The following is a 17,650-nucleotide window of genomic DNA, read 5'->3' on the forward strand; positions in this document are numbered from 1 at the left end:
CGCCGGCCAGAGATGTGTATGGCACGCTATATTGAATCACATCGCAAACATGCCCTTGCGAGCAAGCATTTTTGCTTATGATATAATTATATCGTAACTTTAAGAGATCAAATGAAATATGAGGGAGACGAAGTGATGACCGGACTTATATTCAGGCGTTTCATGGATTATATGGACTCAAAGATCGCGCGCATGGAGACTTGCGGTGAAGAAAGAATACCCGTTAATATATTTGCCGACGATGATTCCGACTGGGAGATCAAAGACGGGACGCCGTGCGATATCGAAGTATTCGGCACAGCGGATGATATAGAGGTATTTGATTCCGAAGAAGCTTTTGCGGCTCATAATAGTATTATGGCCCCTATATCTATGATACCTTCGGGCACATTTTCTTCCGAAAGCAGCGAACAGAGCCCGCACATTATTTTTTCGGGGAAAGTTATTGAGGTGGAGAAAGACCCGAACGCAGAAGAGAATCAGCCTAATTACTGCCTTAATATAGACTCGCATGAACTGCGGTTCTGCCTTTTTGTAAGATACGGCGGCGAGATCGCGGCAGGAAATATCGTTTCTGGCGAAGCATGGATATATGCCGATATAATCGGGAAATAGTAAAAAGCGGGACTTCACTTTTTTAAGATCCCGCATGCCCCTTACATGATTTTCAGCGCTTGCCAAGCCAAATCTCCATCTGATCTGCAACAATATTTATGAGTTCAATGCGCCTGTCGGTAAAGCCGTGATTTGAATCGATCGTCTTGTATACCGCCATATTGCGCCCAAAGGCGCTTATCGCCTCAAAAAGCCTTTTCCCGTGGCGCTTTGGCACGGATATCTCGTCGCGGTCTGCAGTAACTATGAGAAGCGGTATTTTTGAAAGCGCTTCGGCTTTTTTCTCAAGATCAAAGTCTTCGCATTTTTGTTTAAGCTCGGCTGAGAGCGCCGCGCCGTCGCAGTTAAGCCACATTGCGTTTGAGTTCATCGCCTCGTCGAGAGCGCTCTGCATTGCAGGCGCTTTTTCGAGGATCATTCTTTGAGTAAAGCCGAAGTCGTACACAGAAAGCGCCATAGCTCCTGCAATATGAGGGAGCGCCGCCGTAAGATAAAGCGTAAGAAAAGCGCCCATGCTGTGGCCTATGATATATATACGCCCGGTATCGATAAGGTATTTATCGGGATTTTCGCCGGAGCACAGAAAATCGAGCGCGGTTTTTGCGTCCTCGATGCAGTTTGAGAAGGAAAAGCGCCCGTCGCTGCCCCACGAGCCGCTGTAGTGAAGCGTAAGCACGTTTATTCCCGTTCGTCTGAGGCTTTGGGCGAGGTCCAGATTCTGCTCATTGCCGGGCAAACCGTGCAAAAGAAGTACAATTTAAGAAGATCTTTTATATCGGCATGAAACATATTGCCGAACACGATCGTCATTTATCTTGACTGCATATACGAAAAAGTGAAACTTTAACAATCGGAGGTTTTAATGGATACTTGCGCAGTTGAAATACATTTTCTCCCGTTTGTTGCCGCAGTTATAATATTGTGGGCGGCAGTAAGAACCGCTGTCTGCATAATAAAAAGAAAAGTGGATTGGAGATATGAGCTTTCGCAGACAGCGGTACTGTTAGTTATATTGATAGTGGCGAGATTTACTTTTTTTCCGACCTTCAGAGAGGGAGGAGAAGTCGGCCCTCTTATATTCGATCCCGACAGGATGACCGATTTTTTGATAAATATCGAACCGTTTTATTACATAAAAAAGCTTTGGAGCAACAAACTGAACTTTATAATAAACGAAGTGGGGAACGTGCTTATGTTCATACCCGTAGGCATAGTATGGCCGACGGTCTATAAAAAGCTTCGTGCGTTTTGGAAAACGGTTTTGGCGGGCGCGGCGTTTTCTTTGATAATAGAGATATGCCAGCTTCCGTTTTATGAGCGGACGACCGATATTGATGATATAATGTTAAATACGCTTGGGTGTGCCATAGGATATTGTGTGTTTGCAATTGTTCGCGCCATAAATATGGGAATGAATGCGCTGGATAAATAAATTGTAAAAAATCCATAATTTTTTTAAAAAAAAGCTTGACTTTTTGGTTATTATATGCTATTGTTTAAGTACAAAGAGCGATGAAGTTCTTAAATGAGATGCGAAAACATATATAAGGCTTAGAAGAAAGAATGGAGCTCTTGAGTTATTCGAAAGGGGATGATTCCGGTGTACAAAGAAACGTCAATGTCGATCCGTGTATCGTCCTGCGGCGCGTGATATCGCTTGATTTGATTATATATTAAAGATGTTTGCTTGTCGTATGATAATGAGCAGATAAAGAATGTGAATACGTGAAGAGGTATCCTTGATGAAGTTGGGTATCCGGTCTGCTGAGATAAAATACGGAAAATATCTTTTGAAGTCAAATTCATCTGCGATACACGGATCAGCTTAAACTTTAGGTTTGGGCCGCGAAAAAGACTAAGTAATTAAAAATGAATAATACGCCCGTGCAGCATGTGATGACAGTGAGTTATTTGATGCATTGATATGCAGTAGCCTTGAGGTTTGCAAAAATGTTTGCCAAAGAAATCAAGAGGCAAGTCGGATTGCGGCATGTGGGAATCGGCTGTGCCGCAAGCGAGGACAGGAGCTCTTAATGAGATGGCGCTTTGGTAAAATGCAGACGGTTTTCACGGGTACGGGTTGTTTGACTGGGTTGCTGTTGCAAATATGATATAAGTACCGCATTGAATTTCCGAAGCATAGTTGTCAGACTATTATCTGTGTTATGAGATGTTTTGCAGAGTATAGCATAACATCTTGTATGAGTATCTTTTGAAGAGTGCGGCGGCGGACAGCAATAAGGTTGATTTGATTATAGATTATCTTAAATTAAGATAAGTTGACGATATTACGCCCACAGATATTACCGTCCGGACTTTTGTTCGGACGGTTTTATTTTTGAGGAACCGATCGTCCGTCGTTCCTTTCGTCGTTTTTAAGTATATTTTCGATATTATCTTCGCCGTAAAGAAATATACTTAAGATCAGACCCACGGGCATTGACTTCGCGCTTTCGATTACAATAACGAATATGAAGGAGATCTTATCCGATGAAAAAAGTCAAAATAACTGTTATGATGAAGGCGCGTTACGACGATCTGATCGAAAAATATGAAAACCCGATAGAACACGCCTGCAATATGAAAAAAGGAGATATATTTATTGCAAACGGCTGGCAGAGGCCGGACGGTCTTTGTGTAAGCGCGTGGGAGAGTATGTCGCCGTTCGTTCTGACGCTTTCATGCGGCGGAGAGAACATATATGACGGCTGGATGAAGGATCCCCGTTCGGCTATGATATCGTGTAACGACGGTTTTCGTCCCGTGAGCTTTCTTTTGGAGACAATGGACGAAAATGCAGATTAAATGTTTATCTTTGACGGAATGCGCCGCCAAAGATTTAACAGAAATAAAAATAATAACAGGGAGTGAGACGATGATCAAGGGAATACATCACGTAAACATGAAATGCGGCACGAAAGAGGCGTTTGACAAGGCGAAATCCTTCTACTGCGACGTATTGGGCCTTAAGATCTCGCGTGAATGGGACGAGGGCGTTATGGTCGATACGGGCGCAGGCTTAATTGAGATAATGTGCAACGGCGAAGGAACGCCTGCCATCGGCGCGCTCAGACATTACGCCTTCGCTGCTGAGGACGTGGACGGCATAGTGGAAAAAGTGAGAGCTGCGGGATATAAGATATTCATTGAACCGAACGATATAACCATCGAGGCAAATCCGCCGTGCCGAGCAAGAATGGCGTTCTGCGTGGGACCGCTTGGCGAGCTTGTGGAGTTCTTTGATGAAAAAGAATAAGATTTGCTTCACGCCGTATAAAAGCCTTTGAGCGGCAGCGTGATAAAAAACATATCAAAAAAGCGAAAAAAGGGGTCTGAAAACGGATCAAAGAAATAATTCCGTTATCGGCCCTTTTTTTACGCTTACACTCTTTTTTATACTGCTTATCGCTTTTTATTGCTTTTTGCTTTAATCAGATGATATAATAATATATTAGATTTGGATCATATGCGGCACGAAGAATATTGGCCTTTGCGCGGACGCGCCGTTCGGCGCCATATTTGACCGCGCTACAGATGATGCTGCCTCGTTTGCTGATAACGAGCCGCAGTTTGACTGTATTACAATGCTTTGTATAGAATATATAGGAACCGGAGACAGAAGCAGAGATGAAAATCGAGAACAGAAGCAGAGAATATGATTTGAATGCTGAAGCTATAGACGATATAGCTGAACAGATAGAGACGTTTCTTTATTCCCTTCAGACGCAGCGCGCCAATCTGCTGCGCGTAAGGCTCACCATGGAGGAGGCGCTGATACGCTGGCAGTCACGTTTCGGAGAGGAAAAGAAAGTAGTTTTTTCTACGGGAAGCAGATGGCGCCGTCCTTATATACGTCTTGAGATGAAGGGGGAAGAATACGATCCTCTTTCCGATACTACCGACGAACTGGGACTATGGTCGCAGAACCTTTTAAGTGAGATAGGCATTGCGCCCAAATATTCGTATCAGCACGGCGTAAATATATTGCAGCTTCCGCTGCGCCGCCCCCAGATGAATCCGGCGCTCGCGCTTCTTATCGCATTGGTGATAGGCATCATCGTGGGTACTATGGGAGGGTACATATTTCCCGAAAACGTGAGGGAGATACTTATAAATACTACGCTCGATCCTATAGAAAGCTTGTTCTTTCGTATAATGAACGCCGTTTCGGGTCCTGTTATCTTCTTTACCGTTATTGTTGGTATTTTAGGTGTGGGAAGCGTTGCGGCAGGAGGAAAAACTGGCAGGAGGATGCTTTTACGATTTATCGTTGCCTCTACTGCCATTACAATAGCAGCGTTGTTTTTATCAACTCTCGCTTTTTCTATAAAGTACCACAGCACACCTGTGAGCGATATAGGGTTTTCAAGTATTTTGGACTTTTTCTTAAAATTCGTTCCCAACGATATGATCTCGCCGCTCATATCGGGCGATACGCCGCAGCTTATTTTAGTAGCTATAATCGTGGCCAACGCGCTGCTTGTGGCAGGCTCTCAGTCGGAGGCGCTTGTGGAAGTATTAAAGCAGATAAACAACGTGGGTCTTATAGTAACCGACTGGGTGTCAAGATTGTCGCCGTTCTTTATAGTTATCCTGCTTATTTTGGGATTGTGGGGCGGCTCCATTAACACTGTGATCGGATGCTGGAAGCCGATACTTCTTTTTATCGCGTTGACGGCGGCGGCGATACTCGCGTGGGCGCTTCGCATATGCGCGACGAAGGGCGTCCCGCTTAAAAAGCTGCTAAAAAAGATGCTCCCTTCGTTTATGGTGGCGTTAAAGACGGCTTCTGTTGACGCCGCGTTCGGCGATAATCTGTTATGCTGCGAAAAGAAACTCGGGATACCCGAAAGGTTCGCAAAATACAGTTTAAATCTCGGACTCGTCGTATATATGCCGATAGGCACGATGGCGACGATGATATTTACGATGTACACTGCGAAAAGCTACGGCCTTGTTATAACTCCCATATGGTGCATAACGGCGGTAGTCATGACGGTCGCCCTGCTTATAGCGACTCCGCCCGTTGCCGGCATAGGACTGCTTGCATACGCCGCCGTGTTCACGCGGCTCGGGATACCGTCGGGCGGACTTACTATAGCTCTTATGGCAGACGTGCTTTTCGGCTTCGTTACAGCTGCGGCCAATCAGATAATGCTGCAGATGGAGCTTGTGCTTTATGCCGACAAAGCGGGACTTTTGAACATAAAAACGTTGAGAAAATAGCCAAGTATTATTCTTTTAGGAGGGTCTTTACATATTATGAACATCACTACCCAGAAAAACAACGGTTCTCTTACCGTTTCCATTGAGGGTCGTCTTGATACGGCGACCTCGCCTGAGCTCGACGCAGAGCTCAAGGCGCAGTTTCCCGAAATAACGGAGCTTATAATCGACATGGAAAAGCTTGAATATCTCTCCTCGGCAGGCCTTAGAGTGCTTTTGTCCGCGCAGAAGATAATGAACAAGCAGGGGAGCATGACGGTAAAGAACGTAAACGAGACTATAATGGAGATATTTGAAATAACGGGATTTTCCGATATTCTTACCATCGAATAGGGAGGTAAAATCATGAGCGAAATGACTGTTGAGGCAACTGTTGAGAACATAGAAACAGTGACTGATTTCGTTAATGAACAGCTTGAAGAGTTAAACTGCTCTATGAAGGTGCAGATGCAGATAGATATAGCCATCGACGAGCTTTTCGGAAATATTGCCATGTACGCATACGACCCCGAGACGGGTCCGGCGACCGTCAGAGTCGAAGTAGAAGAGGAGCCGCTTGCCGTTATCATAACGTTCATAGACAACGGAAAGCCTTACGATCCGCTTTCGGCAAAAGACCCGGATATTACCCTAAACGCAGAACAGCGCGAGGCAGGCGGATTAGGCGTTTTCTTGGTTAAGAAAACAATGGACGACGTGACCTACGAGTATAAGAACGGTCAGAACATTTTAAGAATAAAAAAGAAGATATGAATATGGGAAGTCACGAAGAAAAGATAGAGCTTCTTAGAAAATATCATAATAAAATACGCACGGCGTTTCGTTTTCATATAAAGGGCAATATACCCTCGCGGATAATAGACAACGCCTTGGATAAATTCGCCTTCGGAATGGACAGGACGACTGTTATAGGCTTTTACGACACCACGTTAAAGCAGACCGGAAAGAGCGGATATATTTTCACCGACGATAAAGTATATTATCTTGAAACGCTGGATAAGCCGAAAAAGCTCTGGTATGAGGATATAGAAAGCACAGAGCTTTTCGACGAGCATAAAAAAGACTCCGACAGGGGGATACGCTTTAATCTGCGCGACGGTACGAGCGTCGAATGGGTGAGCTGTCTTTTAAACAAAACGCCGCTTCACGCCTTCTTTTCGGAGCTAATTCTTTTGGAACGCGCGGCAGAGAATGAAAAAGAGGCGCTTTTCGAAGCGGAAAAGAAAAAAATGAACGAGCTTTTGTCTTCGGCTCTTTCAGATAATAGGCGTCGGGAAGGCGCGCTCGTAATATCAAAGTATTCAGAAACGGGACGGCGCTGTATAGACGCCTGCTTTGAAAATAACGGCAAAACGTTTATTTACGCGAAAAACGGCGAGAACATTAGCATTGAGGTGCCGTCCGACAAATATGACGAAGCCGTTATGACGATGGAGCAGAAGATAAGCGGCGGTTTTATTGGAGGCGTATCACAAAAGGAGCGGGCGCGTGAAATAGTGAGGCGCGGCCTTTTCACCTATGAACAGGCTAAAAATATAGCGCTGTATGAAAAAGTAGCAACGCTTTCATACGACGAAAAAAGCGGGGAAGTAAAAACTTCGTCGCCTTTCGGCATAAGCGCGCTTATAACTCTTGCGCTGTCGTTTTGGGGCGGAGAAACGATAAAAGACGCCGCAGACACGCAGCACGGGGCAAAGGAAGCGTTTGATACGGAAGCCCTCATGCGCACTGCCTCAAAAACCGAGGCGGGACGCGCGATCGCCGGAGTTTCCGACGAGATATTGTCGCTTCTCGGGATGGGTGCATCGGCTGCGCTTATGAACGCTGCAGGCAAAGAGGGCGAAAGCCTTGGCGCCGCCGCAGTCAAAAACGCGGCAGGACTTTTAAAAAACGACGCGCTCAGCGCGGCAGTCGCCTTTATGCTTCTTAGCTCCGTAGATGTGATAAACATTTTCAGGGGGCGCATATCGGCAGGCCAGCTTTTGAAAAATGTCGCCAATTCCGGCGCAGCCGTGGCGGGAGGCGCGGCGGGAATGCTGGGCGGAGCCGCAATAGGCACGGCAATAATGCCCGGAGCGGGCACGGCGGTAGGCGCGCTTATCGGTTCTTTGGCTGCCGGAGGCGCGGCAGGGAAGATAAGCGATACGCTTATGGGCGCTTTTATGGAAGACGACGCCGAGGATATGTTAAGGATAATCGAGCAGACGTTTGAGAGCATTGTGTCCGAATATCTTTTAAACAGAAAGGAAGCCGAAAGAGCGGCAGACGGTCTTAGAGAAAACCTTGGCCAAAGAGTATTGAAAGATATGTTTGCCGCAAAAAACAGGCAAGGCTTTGCAAGAGAGCTTATAATGCCTGCAGTCGAAAATGAGATATCAAAAAGAAAGAAAGTAAGCGTGCCTCAATATATGCTGCCGCATGCAGAGACAGAACAAATAGGCCATAATAAAAGTCAGGAGGGATATTAAACAGATAATATCCCTCCTGATTCTTTATTGAAGGTATAAAGCTTTTATTTATGCTTCGTCGTTTTGTGTATCCGTTTCGTCCGCTGAAGATGGATCGCCGTCGGAGTCTGCGTCCGATGAAGATAAATCGCCGTAAAAGTCTGCGTCTGCCGCCTCGTTGTTCGATGTGTCGTGGGAGGCGTCTTTTGGTCCGTCTTCATCCGAATAAGCGGCGTCAGTCTCCATGGGAGTCTTTATCGTACCGTCGGCAAACACAGCGGAAAGATACCATTCGTCGTCGAAACGTTCAAATACAAGAGTTAAGAATACTTTATCGCCCGATTCCGCCGTAGCCCTCAAGTCAACGAAGAGCGCGCGAGGAAGGTGATAGGGTATATAGTCTATTTCATGTCCGTCGGTAAAGCCGTTTATGCTGAGCGCGTCGGATTCGATAAAGTCAGCGCGCCATATATATTCGTCAAAGTATTCAGAGAGCGTAATCTTGTCGGGTTCGCCGTTTTCGCTTTTACCGAATACAAGCTTTTCGCCGGATCCGGCGGAGCCGAGCGATCCTTTTGTCAGGCTGACGACGGAATCTGCGGGCACGAAATTTAGCTTAAGCTCGTCGCTGTCTGAAACGACGCCGGCAAGCGCGCCGAAGTTATGCGAAGACATTGCGTTAAGCGCCAAGGCCGCAAGTTCCATAAGCTCCGCATCGCTAATATAATATTGCTCTTCGTCTTTTGTAAGTTCCGAAAAGCGCATAAGTATTGCAGCAGTCTGCGCTCTCGTTGCAGAAGCCTTAGGCGCAAGAACGTCGGAGCTTACGCCGCTTATAAGAAAGTTATCAACAGCCCACTTCATAGGTATATCAGCATACGCGGCAACGTCGTCGCCGTCGGTGAAGGATGAAAGGATATAATCTCCCTCGGTCAAAAGGCCCAATACGTTTCTGTGGTAATTGTAAAGCACCACGGCAAGCTGTTCGCGGCTTATAAGCTCGTCGGGACGGAAAGTGCCATCGGGGTAGCCGCCAACGACGCGGTTTTCCCGCGCCCAAGAAACGGCGTCTGAGTACCAGCTGACGGCCGACACGTCCGAAAATCCGCTTTCGGCGTCAGTCTTGGGAAGTCCGGCCATGCGGTAAAGCATGGTAACGAGCATACCGCGCGTAAGCGCGGCGTCGGGAGCCATAGAATAGCCGCCCTGTCCGTTCAAAAGTCCGTTTGAAGCGGCATATTCGATATACGGATAAAACCAGTTATAGGGGGCTACGTCGGAGTAGATAAAGCCCTCGTCGCTGTAACACCAATACGCCGTTTCGCTGGGGAGCATATTATCCTCGCTCGCAGATGCGAACGCCGCTATAACGGAGCCGCCCTCGGCAGTGAACGGTTCGGTGTAAAGCGTTGATCCGACGTTGGGAGAAGCGCCGTCTGTGGTGTAATATACTGCGCCGTCGGCCGAAAGCGTTATAAGACCGTTTTCGTCAACTGATATTTCGGGCTTCACAGCTTTTTTCGGAGCATTAAGCGTTACTCTTGTGATAGGCGAGCGGCTGCCGTTCATATCGTAGCCCGAAACGGCCGTTATATATACGGAGCCATCAAAAGCTATAGGCGCGCTGTATTTCGCGCTGTTTGAATTGGGAACGGAGCCGTCAACGGTGTAGTAAATATCCGTTCCCGCATCGCCGCTCATCACGGCATAGCACGTATTGCCCGAAACGCTTAACAAAACATCAGGCGCATTTATCGCGGGCAGGTCGTCGCCGGAGGACTGTTTGCTGTAATATATCTGTCCCGACGAAAGAGAGCCGCCTCTTCGTCTGAACAGCTCGGACACGGTGACGAATTCGTATCCCTTGGCCTGCAGATCGTCGACCACCGTGAGCGCCGCGTCAACGGACCAGGAATGGCTGTCATGAAGAAGGATTATAGCCCCGTCGAATACGTTTTTCTCGATCTCGCTTACCGTCTTCGAGGCGTTGTTCGTCCAGCGCCAGTCGTTGGAGTCCACCGACCAATAGATGGCCGCAGTGCCGAGCTGACCGAGAACGCGGCTGTTATAGTCGCCGTAGGGCGGGCGCACGACGTATCTGTTCGGCGCGCCGATGGCCGAGTCGAGAGCGCTCTTCGTGCGGCTTACCTGACTTGACACCTGTGAATCGCTAAGCGACGTAAGGCGGGGATGGTCGTACGTGTGGCTTGCTATCTGATGGCCTTCCTCATAGGCGCGCTTTACCGTCGAGGGGTAGGTATTCGCACAGTTTCCGAGCATGAAAAAGGTCGCCTTTGCGCCGCGCTCTTTAAGCCCGTCAAGAAGGCGCGGCGTATATTTGCTTGGGCCGTCGTCGAACGTGAGCGCCACAAGCTTCGGCGAGCTGTTAGCTGCAAACGCCGCCTGCGGCAGCGCGGCAAATAAAAGCGCGCAAAGTATTATAAGGCTTACAAGCCTCAAACGTGTTCCTTTTTTCATGCTGTGATGTCCTCCTTAAATGTCTTCGTAAACAACGTAATATATATCGGATTTTACCATATCGAAAATATAAAAGCAATCATATGAGATATACTCCCCAAAAACAAAATGCGCACATACGTTTTATCGCGCGCCCGAATGTGGTACAATGTTTTCATGAAGGGAGTTTGAGCATTATGAAGATAACGGCGCTTTCCGAAAACACATCGCGCTGCGGCCTCGAAACGGAGCACGGGCTTTCCTTGTATATCGAGACGAAGGGACAGAAGATCCTTTTCGACACGGGGCAGGGCGGGCTTTTCGCAAAAAACGCAAAGAAGCTGGGAATTGATATTTCAGACGTTGACTTGGCCGTTATCTCCCACGGCCATTACGACCATGGAGGCGGGCTTTCGGTCTTTTTAGAGATAAACGAAAAGGCGAAGGTATATATGAGCCGCCTTGCGTTCGAGCCGTATTACAGCGGCGAACGGTATATAGGCCTTGACGCGAAGCTTAAAGGCAGCGAAAGAATAACGTTCACGGACGGTCGTTTTACGCTTTCGCCATCGTGCGAGCTTTACGGATGCGGCGACAAAGATAATACTTGCGGCGTCAGCTCGTCCGGCTTAAGCGTCATGCGCGAAGGCAGGCTGGTTTCCGACGACTTTCTTCACGAGCAGTATCTTTTGATACGCGAGGATGAAAAAACGGTGCTGATAAGCGGCTGCTCGCATAGGGGAATAATAAATATCGCGCGCAGGTTTTTGCCCGACGTGCTCGTGGGCGGCTTTCATTTTTCAAAGCTGCTGCTCGACGGTACGCTTAAAGCTTACGCCGAAGCGCTCGACTCGACGGATACGGCGTATTATACGTGCCACTGCACGGGCAAAGAGCAGTATGATTTTATGAAAAAGCATATGCGGCGCTTAAACTATATTTCAGCAGGCGACACGCTCATATTATAGGCCGCGCGGAAAGCGTTTTTTAGATTTCGGAGGAGAAAATGGCAGAGAAAAAGCCGAACGCGCTTATGGCTTGGTGGCAGCCGAAATGGCGCGAATTTGAAAAAAAGTCGCCCGACGCGGCGAAATGGATAAGCAAAATTGCATATTTTCTTGTGTTTTCGCTCGGTATAACGGTCATACAGTTTCTTATACTTTTGTTTCTGCCGTCGGCGCTGGGAATTGAAATGGCCGGACGCGAGGCGATGTGGCCGTCTGGTGTTGAGTTTGACCTTCTTGGGAGCCACGTAAAGTGGTGCCTCGTCGGCGCAGAGGTACTCTACGACAACGCGGGAAACGTTATCATAGGCGGCGGCCTCGGCGCGGCAGTCGCCAACTGGGTCGCGCCGTTCATAGCGCAGTGCATAAACTTTCCGCTGCAGCGAAACATCACGTTCAAGTCACACGGCAACGTGGCGTTTCAGCTTATATGGTACTTTATCGCATGGGTGGCGATATCGCTTATAACGGGCGGGCTTACAAATCTTTTTAAGCCCGTGATAATAGATCGTTTCGGAACGGGCGTCTTCAGCCTGATACAGACCGTTGTCATAGGCGGCGTTTCGATGGTCGTAATGTTCTTCGTCTTTATGATAATTTTCCCAGAGGGAGAACCGAACAAGAAAAAACAAGAAAACGCATAAATATGCGGCGTCTTCGTTCTTTGAAGGATAAAAGCGGGGACGCCGCATCGTTTTTTTGCATTTTTTTCGTTTTTGCTTAAATAGTCCTTGTATTGAGTTTAAAAATACGGTAAAGTATAAGTAACAAAATTTATGACAAAATCAGCCGTATTTTTGATGGTTATGCTAAAAAATTCAATCGCATGACCGACGCGCCGAATCTGATGCAAAAAAGGCGCGCTTTTGCGCTGATGAGAGGAGCAAACGATATGAACCACGCCGCAAAACGTGTGATCGCGGTAATCCTTGCGGTCATGATGACATTGGGTATGACGGGCACGGCTCTTGCGGAGTCCGCGCCGGATGAGTACGTCTTAAACGCCGAACGGCTTTCAGACGTGCCGGAGGGCGATCTTATCTACCTCGGCACGGCTTCGGCAGCGCTTGACGAAAAAACGGCAGTTTATTCCTTCCCCGTTTACAGAGAGGGCGACGCAAGCGAAGAGGCAAGCGTTATGCTTCGCACGCTGGACCTTTCCGCCGTGTACGGGAAAGACTACGTGCTTTTGGGAAGCGGGATCGAAAAAACGGGCTCCGACACGTCGCTTTTGGAGCGTGCGGCAGCTGCTTCAAAAGAGTATGAGGGCGACGAATACGCCGCAGAGGAAGGTGCTTCCCCCGAAAGAGAGATGCGGCCCAGCGTTCAGGAATCGTCGCTTGCGCGCCTTGTTAGCGAGCAGACGGGCGAGCCGACAAGAGACCTCTACGAGACGAGCGGTGAGGATCTTCTTTCATCGGTCGTTGACGCTTTTGTTCCGGAGCAGATAGATAAGGTGGACTATTCCGCCCAAATGAGCGTCACCTTCGCCCCCGGTGAGACCGAGAAGACGGTGCGCTTCAAGATATTGGACGACAATAAAAGCGAGGGCACGGAGGCGTTCAGCATCCTGCTTGCAGACCCCGAGGGCGCAAAGCTTTGGATGGTGACGAGCCTTGCCGTCAGCATAAAGGACGACGAGCCGGCGGAACATTCGGCAGTATCGTTCTCAAGCGGCAGCTATTCGTCAAAGGACGGCGTCGTCACCGTGACCGTTGAGAGGACGGGCGCGGAATACTCCGTGTGTAGCTTCACGATAACGAGCGCAGGCGTTACTGCCGATGCGGGCGCAAATTTCCCCGAAATTCAGGACGACTTTTTCTTCTCGCCGTACGAGACGGAGCGATCGTTCGATATCCCCGTGACAGGAGAGGGAACGTTTAAGCTTACGATGAGCGATTTTGCGGCCTGTGACGCGGGAAAATGTACCGAAACTCAGATAACGATAGAAGAGAGCGCCGTGCCCGTTTTGATGGATGCAAGCGCGCAGCTTCAGGGAAGCTCCGACTATTCCTTCAACATAAAGGTAAACGGTAAAAGCTACAAGGTGCGCTATACCATGCCGTCCGATTACAATAAACACGGCGCTGCCAAGGGCATGATCGTAGACACCGACTATAAGCCCGAGCTTGAGGTCGGCGAATACTTTTTCTCGCTTGACACAAAGCATGGCGGTATGTTCACTTACGGCAGTTTCAGCGGCACCGACCCCGGCTGGCGCGGCACCATGCAGAATAAGTATTTCTTTGATGATTCAAAGTCTATGGACTTTGACAAACGCTACGGCAGCCTAAAATATTACAGCTCGTGGGTAAGAGACAAGGGTACGCAGACTACATCAAGCACCAACGTTTTCCCTGATTATTTCCAGTGCTTCATTCCGGACTGGAAATCTACCTCCGGATTCGGAGGCGGTCAGGAGTTCGCTATTAAGTACGGGCTTTTTAAGGGCGACTCTGTAAGCGGCTGCGGGAGCTTTAGTAGGACTCAGGACAACTGCGGTGTAAGAATAAACGGAATGGGAATAACCGAGGGACATTATATAAGGGTTCAGGCTATAGACGACACCAAGGGAAAGACCCCGAAATCATATCTGGAGTTCTACGGCGTGGCGGCGATGTATAAAAGGCTCAACGTCTCCATTGAGACGCCAAACGCGCTCATGTACCGTTTGGGCAACATGAGTATGCAGTCGCTTGCTATGCAGGCTCACTTAAAGAGCGGCGCGCAGGTGCTCTACAGCGGAAGCCGAGACTTCTACGCAAACCCCGATGCATCAAAGACGAACCTCGTCGTAAATTTGGACAGCACCGCGTTAAACGGGCATACGGGGATATTCGGGCATGTTACTGGCTTCAGATTGACCATCACCGGCTCCGACAACAAGAATAAAAAGAGCGTGAATTATCCCGAGGATTTCATAACATATCTGGAAAAACATAAAAAAGAATGGAGAAAAGGCGAAGCCAAAATATCCGAAGATACTGTAAACCGCGAGATCACAAAAGTAAAAGAAAATCCGGCAGTTATCCCTTACGACAGATTCTTTTTTGCCTGGATCGAAGACGTCCAGAGCGATATCGTAAAGAGCGGTTACGGATATTATCAGAAGCTCTCTATCCGGCCTGTTGTGGAGTACAACGACGTAACGGTAGAGGTGCTTGCGCCGACGCTGGGCTTCGGTACGGGCAGCTTTCTGAACATTGCTTCCGGCAGAACGGGCACATTCAAATGTCACGCGGGAGATACTCTGAACCTGACCGCAGCTGCGGCCGATCCCGAAACAAACCGCGTTATAGGTTACGAGGTCTCCACGGACGGCGGTATAAGCTACGACACCATAACGAGTACGCCGTACTTGTTTTTGGAGTCGAACCGCAGCTACAAGATACGTCCGGTCATCTCTCCGATACGAAATAAGATAGAGATCGTCTTTACTGACGAGGCTGCAAAGCATTTGAGCGTGAGCGGTCTGTTTTCCGAGTCTGAAAAGGCGCAGAGCGACGTATTAAAGGAGTTTGCAGGACAAAACATTTTGATCGCGAACCCCGAGGAGAGGACCGTAATAGCTCAGCTCGAGCCTGTAAAGGGCAGGATCTATCCGATAAATTTCATCTGCGAGGAAGACGACAGCTCCATTTATCTCCCCGTAATAAGTATGGGGAACGATACATTCTGCACGAATTCATATTATCACGTCGGAGCGGGCGGCGTCGCGGATAATATCATAAGAGTTGACTGCGTGAGGGTCAATAAGAGCGAGCTTACCGACTTTACCGTTTCGGGAAAGCTCATATCGAACTTTGCGCCGATACGCAATAACGGTATGGAGAACATACCGCTGCCGGTAGTGGGATATACCGTTACCGCAGGCACGAATACGCAGACGGCGGCCGGGACGGGCGGTGTGCGTCCCGAGAGCGCAGTTGCGCTTTCGGACGAGAACGGCGCGTTCGAGCTGAGCCACGTCATGGGACGAAGCGGCGACGTTATTCCCGTAGTCGTTACGAACGGCGTTACGAACGGTCAGATAATGTCCGTAACACTCGGGCAAAGCGCAAAAACGGACGCGGGCAGTCTACAGATACGTTATCCCTACGGCGCGCCTTACGTCATGGACGAGATGGTCACCTGCGAATACACGATGGATGAGTTCAAAAAGAATTTCGACACCCGCGAGAACCAGGTGCGCATCGTCGACGACAAGCTGAAGCTGTCGGCCGTCGTAAATCTCAACGGATGTCCTCTTGACAGAGCCGTATTCACCATATATACGATGGACGGCGTAAAAACGGAATACCGCGCAGAGATAAGCAAGACGGACGAGGAGCTTGCGGTATTTGAATGCACGACGGATAAAATGACGGATGTGCTTCATTCAGGCGACCGCATTTGTGTAAGACTTGAATACGTGGGCGATGACCCGAGCGTTCCCACCGTATCGTACCCCGACGTTGACACGGGATTTATGTTCTACACGGCAAACGACCTCGTGGCGCCGAAAACCATCGAGGCAAACGGCATGAAGGTCGACATTCCGGTGGTCGGAGCATCCACGGCGCATATGAAGTCGGGACTTCTCAATTTCAATACGATAAGGTGGGACGATGCCGAGGACGGCACGCCTACCGGTTATACTATATACGTAAACGCCGACGCTCTTATCGATTATAAGGGAAAGAAACCGACGAAGGAAAAACTTGAAGCGCTGCAAAAGCTCAACAGCCAAGCGAAGGAAGCGACTGGCAGGGACGACCCCGACAGACTGGCAGGCGCCGAGGGCATATTTGAAGATATGGAGGATCCTTTGGAGATTTTAAACCCCTACAGGGATCAAAGCGGCCTGTCAAGCTGGCGCAGCAGACTGCGCGATATGCGAGGCCAGATGTCAGATGCGAAGGACGCGATGGGCGGAGTGCCGTTCAAATGGACGGCGGACGTCGTGATACTGCTTTCGTTCAACTTTGTTTATGACAAGGAGCAGGACGAGTACATACTGCTTTCGGGTACGGCGGTCATAGGAGGCACGTTCGAGTGCAGCAAGACGTGGTACACGGCGCTTATGGGTGTGCCGGTGTTCCTTAACGTAAACGGCAAAGTACAGATTGACGCAGTAGTCGACTATCCGTTCCCCGAGGGAGAAGCGGCCTACACGGCAAACGATTTTTCAAACTATACGGGCAACCTGTCCGAATGGCTGCCTGAGACAAAGGCGGATATTCTTCTTAATCTGTCCGGCAAGGTCACCGTAGGCGTCGGCATGTGCGGCGTAGCCAGCGCAGGCGGATATATAGCGGTGAACCTGCAGTGCGACTTCCCGGTAGACGGCAAGGGCAGAGCGGTCGGCGCGCTCCTAAATGTCGGAGGAGGATTGCACTTCGATGTGGTAGTCGCATCGCTTGACCTTACGATAGCCGAGTATACGCAGGGTTGGGGCTCGCTTGAAGACAACGCGACTTTCAGCTTCATAAACGGACTGGCGAAAACGAAAGTACCCTCAAAATCCATGAGCGCATCGGCAAGCCTTCAAGAAGCCGTCGTAGTATTGGCCGACGAAAATGAACTGGTCACGGCCAGAACGTACAGCCCCGGCTCGGCTGATATGAGCGCGTTCGGAAAGCCCAAATACTCCTTCGGAGGTTCGGGCGAAAACGAGCAGACGCTGCTTTCGGGCTCTGCGGAGCGTTCGAGTCCGCAGCTTCTTTCACTCGACGACGAAAGACAGTTTATGGTATTCATAGGAAACAGCGGCGGAACGCAGATGCTTTATTATTCCGTATTTGACGGCAGCTCGTGGTCTTATCCCGAGCTTGTGGCCGACGACGGCACGATGGACGTTATGCCCGAGCTTGAGTGGATGGGCAATAAGGTACTTATAGCGTGGACGGACGCAAACTCTGC

The 17,650-nt window shown here is 49.1% G+C and carries 13 protein-coding genes; 11 read left to right on the top strand and 2 right to left on the bottom strand.

Annotation, left to right across the window (positions count from 1 at the left end):
- The first annotated feature begins 111 nt into the window (after positions 1-111).
- The gene (locus IJG50_08070) at positions 112-615 is read left to right on the top strand and encodes a hypothetical protein (protein ID MBQ3379799.1); all 504 of its coding nucleotides are present in this window, start codon (positions 112-114) and stop codon (positions 613-615) included.
- Between the two features lie 52 nt (positions 616-667).
- Here the strand turns inward: IJG50_08070 and IJG50_08075 are convergent, their stop codons facing one another.
- Complete coding sequence (locus IJG50_08075; GenBank protein MBQ3379800.1) at positions 668-1,372, bottom strand: alpha/beta fold hydrolase; 705 nt, start codon at positions 1,370-1,372, stop codon at positions 668-670.
- A gap of 105 nt (positions 1,373-1,477) precedes the next feature.
- Between IJG50_08075 and IJG50_08080 the strand changes: the two genes are divergently transcribed.
- The 7 genes from IJG50_08080 to IJG50_08110 all read left to right on the top strand — a co-directional run bounded on the left by IJG50_08080 (position 1,478) and on the right by IJG50_08110 (position 8,309).
- Positions 1,478-2,047 (top strand): VanZ family protein, encoded by a 570-nt coding sequence (locus IJG50_08080; GenBank protein ID MBQ3379801.1) that lies wholly within the window; start codon positions 1,478-1,480, stop codon positions 2,045-2,047.
- Positions 2,048-3,105: 1,058 nt separating this feature from the next.
- Positions 3,106-3,420 carry a TIGR04076 family protein gene (locus IJG50_08085; protein MBQ3379802.1) on the top strand — a complete coding sequence of 105 codons (315 nt, stop codon included), beginning with the start codon at positions 3,106-3,108 and terminating at the stop codon, positions 3,418-3,420.
- 70 nt (positions 3,421-3,490) lie between these two features.
- Positions 3,491-3,871: a VOC family protein gene (locus tag IJG50_08090; protein MBQ3379803.1), complete on the top strand. Its 381-nt coding sequence runs from the start codon at positions 3,491-3,493 to the stop codon at positions 3,869-3,871.
- Positions 3,872-4,242: 371 nt separating this feature from the next.
- On the top strand, positions 4,243-5,841 hold the full coding sequence (locus IJG50_08095; protein ID MBQ3379804.1) for a dicarboxylate/amino acid:cation symporter: 1,599 nt from the start codon (positions 4,243-4,245) through the stop codon (positions 5,839-5,841).
- Between the two features lie 36 nt (positions 5,842-5,877).
- Positions 5,878-6,174 carry an STAS domain-containing protein gene (locus IJG50_08100; GenBank protein MBQ3379805.1) on the top strand — a complete coding sequence of 99 codons (297 nt, stop codon included), beginning with the start codon at positions 5,878-5,880 and terminating at the stop codon, positions 6,172-6,174.
- Between the two features lie 12 nt (positions 6,175-6,186).
- Positions 6,187-6,594: an ATP-binding protein gene (locus tag IJG50_08105; protein MBQ3379806.1), complete on the top strand. Its 408-nt coding sequence runs from the start codon at positions 6,187-6,189 to the stop codon at positions 6,592-6,594.
- A gap of 2 nt (positions 6,595-6,596) precedes the next feature.
- Positions 6,597-8,309, top strand: coding sequence for a hypothetical protein (locus tag IJG50_08110; GenBank protein ID MBQ3379807.1), 1,713 nt, complete (start codon positions 6,597-6,599; stop codon positions 8,307-8,309).
- Positions 8,310-8,357: 48 nt separating this feature from the next.
- Here the strand turns inward: IJG50_08110 and IJG50_08115 are convergent, their stop codons facing one another.
- Complete coding sequence (locus tag IJG50_08115) at positions 8,358-10,766, bottom strand: polysaccharide deacetylase family protein (GenBank protein ID MBQ3379808.1); 2,409 nt, start codon at positions 10,764-10,766, stop codon at positions 8,358-8,360.
- Between the two features lie 176 nt (positions 10,767-10,942).
- Here IJG50_08115 and IJG50_08120 point away from each other — a divergent pair, with 176 nt between their 5' ends.
- The 3 genes from IJG50_08120 to IJG50_08130 all read left to right on the top strand — a co-directional run.
- Positions 10,943-11,713 carry an MBL fold metallo-hydrolase gene (locus IJG50_08120; GenBank protein MBQ3379809.1) on the top strand — a complete coding sequence of 257 codons (771 nt, stop codon included), beginning with the start codon at positions 10,943-10,945 and terminating at the stop codon, positions 11,711-11,713.
- Between the two features lie 65 nt (positions 11,714-11,778).
- On the top strand, positions 11,779-12,393 hold the full coding sequence (locus IJG50_08125) for a hypothetical protein (GenBank protein MBQ3379810.1): 615 nt from the start codon (positions 11,779-11,781) through the stop codon (positions 12,391-12,393).
- Between the two features lie 230 nt (positions 12,394-12,623).
- Positions 12,624-17,650, top strand: a 5,027-nt coding sequence (locus IJG50_08130; protein MBQ3379811.1) for a hypothetical protein, incomplete at its 3' end; no start/stop codon positions are given.

The sequence above is a fragment of the Clostridia bacterium genome, assembly GCA_017405765.1.
Lineage (GTDB): Bacteria > Bacillota > Clostridia > Oscillospirales > RGIG577 > RGIG577.